Below are 6,936 nucleotides of genomic sequence, written 5' to 3'. Positions count from 1 at the left end.
CGCCTGGTGCGGAAGCGGGTCGGGCCGGCCGTCGCGGCGGAGGGCTGTTGTCGACGAAGCACTCCGCCGCGACGGCCGCGCCGACCCGCTTCCGCACCAGGCGAGTGACGACGACGATCCGCTCGTGCCCCGCACCGCGCAGCCGCACCTCGTCACCGGGGCGGACCGCGTGCGCGGGCTTGACGCGCTCGCCGTTGACCCGCACGTGCCCGGCACGGCACGCGGTGGCGGCCATGGAGCGCGTCTTGGTGAGCCGGACGGACCAGATCCAGGCGTCGACCCGCACGGGGCCTTCGTCGTCAGCCATGTCACGACCCTAGCGCGCCCGGTTCCCGGAACGCGGCGTCCGGTATGCGCTCTTGACGAAAGGCCCCGCGACCCACAGGATGCGCCCAGGCATGCACACGTCAAGCACGCCTCCGTAACGCCCGCACAGTCCCGCGCAACTCCATCCCCCACACACCGGAGTGACCTGTGCCCGCATTCAAGATCGTCGCGGCCGGGGCCGCCACCGCGCTCGCCGCGGCCCTGCTCACCGCCTCCGCGACACCCGCGTCCGCGACACCCGCCTCCGCACGGCCCGCCGCACTCGCGGCAGCCCCCGACATCCCGGTGGCGAACGTCAAGGCGCACCTGAGCCAGCTGCAGTCGATCGCCACCGCCAACGGCGGCAACCGTGCCCACGGCAGAGCCGGGTACCGGGCCTCGATCGACTACGTGAAGGCCAAGCTGGACGCCGCCGGCTACACCACCACGCTCCAGCAGTTCACCTCCAGCGGCGCCACCGGCTGGAACCTGGTCGCCGACTGGCCCGGCGGCGACACCAACCACGTGATCATGGCGGGGGCGCACCTCGACTCGGTCACCGCGGGACCCGGCATCAACGACAACGGCTCCGGCTCCGCCGCCGTCCTGGAGACCGCCCTGGCCGTCGCACGCGAGAACCTGCAGCCCACGAAGCACCTGCGGTTCGGCTGGTGGGGCGCCGAGGAACTGGGCATGATCGGCTCCAAGGCGTACGTCAACGGCCTGGCCGGCACCGACCGGGCCAAGATCGACGGCTACCTGAACTTCGACATGATCGGCTCGCCCAACCCCGGCTACTTCGTCTACGACGACAACGCCGCGCTGGAGAAGGTCTTCAAGGACTTCTTCACCGCCAAGGGGATCGCGACCGAGATCGAGACCGAGGGCGACGGCCGCTCCGACCACGCGCCCTTCAAGAGCGCGGGCATCCCGGTCGGCGGGCTGTTCTCCGGCGCCGACTACACCAAGACCTCGGCACAGGCGCAGAAGTGGGGCGGCACGGCCGGGCAGGCCTTCGACCGCTGCTACCACTCCTCCTGCGACACGGCGTCGAACATCAACGACACCGCGCTGGACAACAACAGCGACGCGATCGCCAACGCGATCTGGACCCTGGGCACCGCCACCGCTCCCCCGCCCGGCACGGTCTTCGAGAACACCGCGGACGTCAGCGTCCCCGACAACGGCGCGGCCGTGACGTCCTCGATCACCGTCAGCGGCGTCAGCGGCAACGCCCCGGCGGCCCTCGCGGTCGGCGTGGACATCCGGCACACCTGGCGCGGCGACCTCGTCGTGGACCTGGTCGCCCCGGACGGGAGCAGCTACCGGCTGAAGAACTCCAGCAGCAGCGACTCCGCTGACAACGTCATCGCCACGTACACGGTCAACGCGTCGAGCGAGGTCGCAGGCGGCACGTGGAAGCTGCGCGTGCAGGACGTGGCCTCCCAGGACACCGGCTACATCAACAGCTGGAAGCTGACCTTCTAGGCGCCCGCGACCGTGGTGGCCCCCGCCCTCGCGCGGGGGCCACCCCCGTGCGCCGCGACGGAACGTGACCCGGCCCTCGCTCTGCGCGCCGGGTGCGCAGGGCGCCCGCTGCGCGTACCCGGTCGCCGTCCTACGCTGAAGGGGGGCGCGGCTTGCGGTGCCCGACGCACCGTGCCGGGCCTCCTGCGAGAGGAGAACCGCTGATGAGCAGTCATCACACCAATTCCCACGTCGACGTCCTCCTCACCGGCTGCGAGCGGCAGGACGCCGGAGCCGTGCTCGGCGCGTTGGAGGCCGCCTTCCCGACACGTCCCGGCGAGTCGCTCACCGAGGCCGTGGAGCCCCGCCCCGGGTCCTCCCACCCGACCGTGTGGGCCGCCTCCGTCGACACCCGCAGCCACGGCCACGAACTCGGCCCCGTCCACCTCGACGGCTCCCTGACCGCGGACCTCTCCGGCGGGCCCCGTCACGTACGCGAGGTCAAGAAGGTGCTCGGCGACTCCTTCCGCCTCGAGGAGCAGGGATCGGTCTCCGGCGACCAGGAGGTCGAGCTCCGTCTCCGCCTCACGGAGCTCCCCGACGGCCGCTGAGCCGGACGGCGTCCCCGACCGGGACGGCTCGCCAGGCGAGCCGTCCCGGCTCCTGTCCGGGGGCCCATCAGGCCACGTCAGGCCGCCTCAGGCCACGAAGAGCCCAGCGCCCTCGCCCTCGGAGCCGCCTCCGTCGCGGACGGTCTGCGCGGCCGCCGCCAGGCGCTCGACGGCGTCACGCGCGACGGGCCCCCCGACGGTGAAGGGCAGGCGGACGTAGCCCTCGAAGGCGCCGTCGACGCCGAAGCGCGGACCCGAGGGGACGCGGACGCCGAGGCGCTCGCCCGCGACGGCGAGGCGTGAGCCGGAGACGTCGCCGGTCCGCACCCACATGGTCATGCCGCCGGACGGGACGGCGAACTCCCAGTCGGGCAGCCGCTCGCGCAGCGCCGCCACCAGGTCGTCGCGGTGGGCGCGGGCCCGTTCGCGACGGGCCGCGACCGCGTCGTCCCACGCCCCCGTGCGCAGCAGCCAGGCCACCGCGAGCTGGTCGACGACGGGCGAGCCGAGGTCGAGGTAGGCGCGGGCGCTGACGAGGCGGCGCACGACGTCGGGCGCGGCGCGTACCCAGCCGATGCGCAGCCCGGCCCAGATGGCCTTGCTCGCGGAGCCGACGGTGATGACGCTGCCGCCGCGGTCGAAGGCGGCCATCGGGCGCGGCGCGGAGGCCGCGGCGTCGAGCGGCAGCTCGGCCATGGTCTCGTCGGCGACGAGGACGGTCCCGGCGGCGCGGGCGGCCTCGACGAGGGCGCGGCGCTGGTCGTCGGGCACGAGGGTGCCGGTGGGGTTGTGGAAGTCGGGCATGACGTAGGCCATGCGGGGAGCCGCGTCGCGCAGGACGCGCTTCCAGGCGTCGAGGTCCCAGCCGCCGAGCCCTTCGCGCATGGCGACCGGGACGAGCCGGGCACCGTTCTCGCGCAGCAGTTCCAGGACGTTGGCGTAGCTCGGCGACTCGACGGCGACACGCTCACCGGGGGCGCCCAGCCGGCGCACGGCGGCCGCGATGGCACCCATGGCGCCGGTGGTCACCATGATCTGCTCGGGCAGGGTGGGGATGCCGCGCGCGGTGTAGCGGGCCGCGATGGCCTCGCGCAGCACGGGCAGCCCCGCGGGGAAGTCGCCGTGGGTGGCCGAGTAGGACGGCAGGTCGGCCAGGGCGCCCTCGACCGCACGCGTCAGCCACGGCTCGGGTGCGGGCAGCGCCGCGCAGCCGAGGTCGATGACGGTGCCCGCGGCGTCCGGGGGCAGCGGCTCCAGACCGCGGGTCGGCAGGGCGTGGCCCTCCGGGACCGCGGTCCACGTGCCGGCGCCGCGCCGTGACCGGGCGAAGCCCTCGGCGCGCAGCGCCTCGTACGCGGCGGCGACGGTGGTACGGCTGATGGCCAGGGCGAGCGCCAGCTCGCGTTCCGCGGGGAGCCGCGCGGCCACGGGCACGCGCCCCTCCAGGACCAGGACCCGGATGCCGTCGGCGAGCCCCCGGTAGGCGGGGACACGGCGGCCGGTGGCGCGCTGCGCCGGACGGGGCTCGAGCAGACGCGCGAGATGAGTGACCCCTACCGTTGCGGTCCACTGCGACATGGTTTCCGGTCCACCTTCCGCACATTGGCCATGGATTTCTCCCAGGACCATGCCACATAGTGTCGCGCATCCACTCGTCATGGCCATAGGGGGGTCCCGTGGAGGGCCAATCCAGAACCGCACGCCGCCTGTTGCACCTGTACGCAGGACTGGCCCTCTACGGCGCGAGCGCGGCCCTGCAGGTGCGCGCCGCACTGGGTCTCGACCCGTGGGACGTCCTCCACCAGGGCATCTCGCGGCACACCGGGGTCAGCATCGGCCTGGTCTCGGTGGCGGTGGGCGCGCTCGTCCTGCTGCTGTGGTGGCCGTTGCGGCAGCGGCCGGGCCTCGGCACCGTCTCCAACGTCTTCGTCGTCGGCCTGTCGATGGACGCGACCCTCGCCCTGCTGCCCCAGCCGCACGGTCTCGGCGTGCGGATCCCGCTGCTGGTGGCGGGCGTGGTGCTCAACGGCGTGGCGACCGGCCTCTACATCACCGCCCGGTACGGCCCCGGCCCCCGCGACGGCCTGATGACGGGCCTGCACCGCCGCACGGGTCGCTCGATCCGCCTGGTGCGCACCGCGATCGAGGTGACCGTGCTGGCGGTCGGCTTCGTGCTCGGCGGCAGCGTCGGGATCGGCACGGTCGTGTACGCGGTGTCGATCGGGCCGCTGGCCCAGCTCTTCCTGCGGCTCTTCGAGCTGCCGCGGTCGCGGCCGGAGGACGAATCGGTGGTCGTCGCCCGCGGGGGGCGGCCGGTGGCGGACACCCCGGAGGGGCGCGCCATACTGCCGGAGTGAGCGCCATACGCCATCCGTACCTGGACAGCCCGGCCCCGATCGCCTTCGCCCACCGCGGAGGCACGGCGGACGGCCTGGAGAACACCGCCTGGGCCTTCCGGCGGGCCGTCGACCTCGGCTACCGCTACCTGGAGACCGACGTCCACCTGACCTCGGACGGCGTGCTGGTCGCCTTCCACGACCCGTCCCTGGACCGGGTCACCGACACCGGCGGGCGGATCGCGGACCTCCCCTGGAGCCAGGTGGGCCGGGCCCGCGTGGCGGGCCGCGAGCCGGTGCCGCTGTTCGAGGAACTGCTGGAGGAGTTCCCGGACGCCCGATGGAACGTGGACACCAAGTCGGACGCCGCGGTCGAGCCCCTGGTGGAGGCGGTGCGCCGCGCGGACGCCTGGGACCGGGTGTGCGTGGGCTCGTTCTCCGAGGCCCGGCTGGTCCGGGCCCGCGCGCTGGGCGGCCCGCGGCTGGCCAGTTCGCTGGGCACCCGGGGCGTGGCGGAGCTACGGCTGCTCTCGCGCGGGGGCCGTGCCGCCCAACGGCTGCTCCTCGCCGCGGCGCGGCGGCGCGGCGCGGTGTGCGTGCAGGTCCCCGAGCAGGCGTACGGCATCCGGGTCGTCGACCCCGCGTTCCTCGCGGCGGCGCACGGACTGGACCTGCAGGTGCACGTGTGGACGATCAACGACGAGGCCCGGATGCGCGCCCTGCTGGACCTGGGCGTGGACGGGATCATGACGGACCGGCTGGAGGCCCTGCGCGCGGTGTACACCGAACGCGGGGCCTGGACCTGACGACCGGTCCCCGCCGCCCGCCCGGACCCGTCACACCTTGGCCTGCTTCGTCTTGGACATGCGGGCGAAGACCACGACGTTGCCCGAGTACCCCGAGTCCTTGCTGTAGGTGCCGCCGCAGGTGATCACGCGCAGCTCGGGGTCCTTGGTGTCCCCGTAGACGCGCTTGGCGGGGAACTCGGCCTTGGTGAACACCTCGATGCCGTAGATGGTGAAGATCGCCGTGGTGCCGTCGTCCCGCACGACGTCGATGGTCGAGCCCTTCTTCAGCGCCCCCAGGCTGTAGAAGACCGCGGGCCCGCTCTCGTTGTCGACGTGCCCCACGATGACGGAGGAGCCCCGGGCCCCCGGGCTGACCGAGTCCTTGAACCAGGCGGCCTCGCCCGCCTTCTCCAGCGGCGGGGCCGCGATCACGCCACGGCTGTCCAGCCCCACGTTCATGATCGGCGCGTCGATGCTCACGGAGCGGATGCGGATGCGTGTCGGCTGGGCCGGCGGGAGGGGCGGCGGCGCCTTGATCGCCGCCGCGTCGGACTGCGCCGCCGAGGCGGCGGACGGCTGGGGCGGGCCGTCCATCCCGGCGAAGCCCTCGAAGGTCAGCACCACGCCCGCGACGAGGACCGAGCACACGAGCACCCCGACCGCGCCGCGGCCGCGCCGCGTGAGCTTCAGCTGCCCGGGACGCCCGGTCACGGTACGCCCGGCGGTGCCACCGCGCGGAGGACCGGGACGGCGCACGAGACGACGCCGGGTCCGCGCCGGAGCCGCGCCGGCGGCCGGGCGGGCGTCCTTGGCCGCGGGCCGGGCCGCAGGCTTCCCTGCAACCGACGCCGGCGGCTTCGCGGGCTCCGGAGCCGGGTTCCTCGCGGGGCCCTTCGCCGGAGGCTGTGCCTTCGCGGTGGATGTGTCCTTCGCCCTCCGCTTCTTCGCGGGCGGCGGTCCCGCCGGCGCGGCGGGCGGGGCGGGCCGGGCCCGGGCCGGGGGCTGCGGCGCGCGGCCCGGCCGGCCGGGCGCCTGTGCCCCGTCCGCCGTGTGCCCGGGCACGAACGGCTGGCCGAACCAGGGGTCGGGCTGCCCGTACCAGGCGTCGGGCTGCCCGTACCAGGGCACGGGGGTGGTGTGATCCCCGGAGTTTCGCAGCATCGCAGTCCTTCAGCTCCGACCGGTCAATCATGAGTGACAGTCCGTCATAAATGATGTTAAACCGAAGTATGCGTCAAACGCGGATGGATCAGAGTCAACCGGGCAAAGTGCTCCCCACCCGATCGGGTGGCGCCCTGCGGCAGCGGGGGCAATCCGGCGCCGCGCTGCCAGGACGAGCACCGATGATGCCGACCGTGTCCTGATGGGACCTCACCAGCCGCACGCGCCGGGCCTTGACGTCCTGCGCTCGCTGGCCGTCGCCACGGG

The 6,936-nt window shown here is 74.1% G+C and carries 7 protein-coding genes; 4 read left to right on the top strand and 3 right to left on the bottom strand.

Annotated elements, in window-relative coordinates; translation table 11 throughout:
* On the bottom strand, positions 1–307 hold a 307-nt coding region (locus tag PV341_RS04280), incomplete at its 3' end, for an RNA-binding S4 domain-containing protein (RefSeq protein ID WP_500356736.1).
* 167 nt (positions 308–474) lie between these two features.
* Here PV341_RS04280 and PV341_RS04275 point away from each other — a divergent pair.
* Both PV341_RS04275 and PV341_RS04270 read left to right on the top strand, forming a co-directional pair.
* Positions 475–1,794 (top strand): M28 family metallopeptidase, encoded by a 1,320-nt coding sequence (locus PV341_RS04275; RefSeq protein ID WP_500356735.1) that lies wholly within the window; start codon positions 475–477, stop codon positions 1,792–1,794.
* A 203-nt stretch (positions 1,795–1,997) separates the two neighbouring features.
* Positions 1,998–2,384 carry a hypothetical protein gene (locus PV341_RS04270; RefSeq protein WP_499515581.1) on the top strand — a complete coding sequence of 129 codons (387 nt, stop codon included), beginning with the start codon at positions 1,998–2,000 and terminating at the stop codon, positions 2,382–2,384.
* Between the two features lie 87 nt (positions 2,385–2,471).
* Here PV341_RS04270 and yczR read toward each other — a convergent pair whose 3' ends face one another.
* Positions 2,472–3,962 carry a MocR-like transcription factor YczR gene (yczR, locus tag PV341_RS04265; protein WP_500356734.1) on the bottom strand — a complete coding sequence of 497 codons (1,491 nt, stop codon included), beginning with the start codon at positions 3,960–3,962 and terminating at the stop codon, positions 2,472–2,474.
* Between the two features lie 98 nt (positions 3,963–4,060).
* On the opposite strand from yczR, the gene yczE reads away from it, so the two are divergent.
* Together yczE and PV341_RS04255 are read left to right on the top strand one after the other, a co-directional pair.
* Complete coding sequence (gene yczE / locus PV341_RS04260) at positions 4,061–4,741, top strand: membrane protein YczE (protein WP_500326518.1); 681 nt, start codon at positions 4,061–4,063, stop codon at positions 4,739–4,741.
* Positions 4,738–5,526: a glycerophosphodiester phosphodiesterase family protein gene (locus PV341_RS04255; protein WP_500326520.1), complete on the top strand. Its 789-nt coding sequence runs from the start codon at positions 4,738–4,740 to the stop codon at positions 5,524–5,526. The genes yczE and PV341_RS04255 overlap by 4 nt, the downstream gene beginning before the upstream one ends.
* A gap of 30 nt (positions 5,527–5,556) precedes the next feature.
* Here PV341_RS04255 and PV341_RS04250 read toward each other — a convergent pair whose 3' ends face one another.
* Positions 5,557–6,219 carry a class F sortase gene (locus PV341_RS04250; protein ID WP_500326522.1) on the bottom strand — a complete coding sequence of 221 codons (663 nt, stop codon included), beginning with the start codon at positions 6,217–6,219 and terminating at the stop codon, positions 5,557–5,559.
* Positions 6,220–6,936 lie beyond the last annotated feature (717 nt).

Source organism: Streptomyces sp. PA03-1a, from assembly GCF_033792805.1.
GTDB lineage: Bacteria > Actinomycetota > Actinomycetes > Streptomycetales > Streptomycetaceae > Actinacidiphila.
This window is presented reverse-complemented; position numbering and strand designations above follow the sequence as displayed.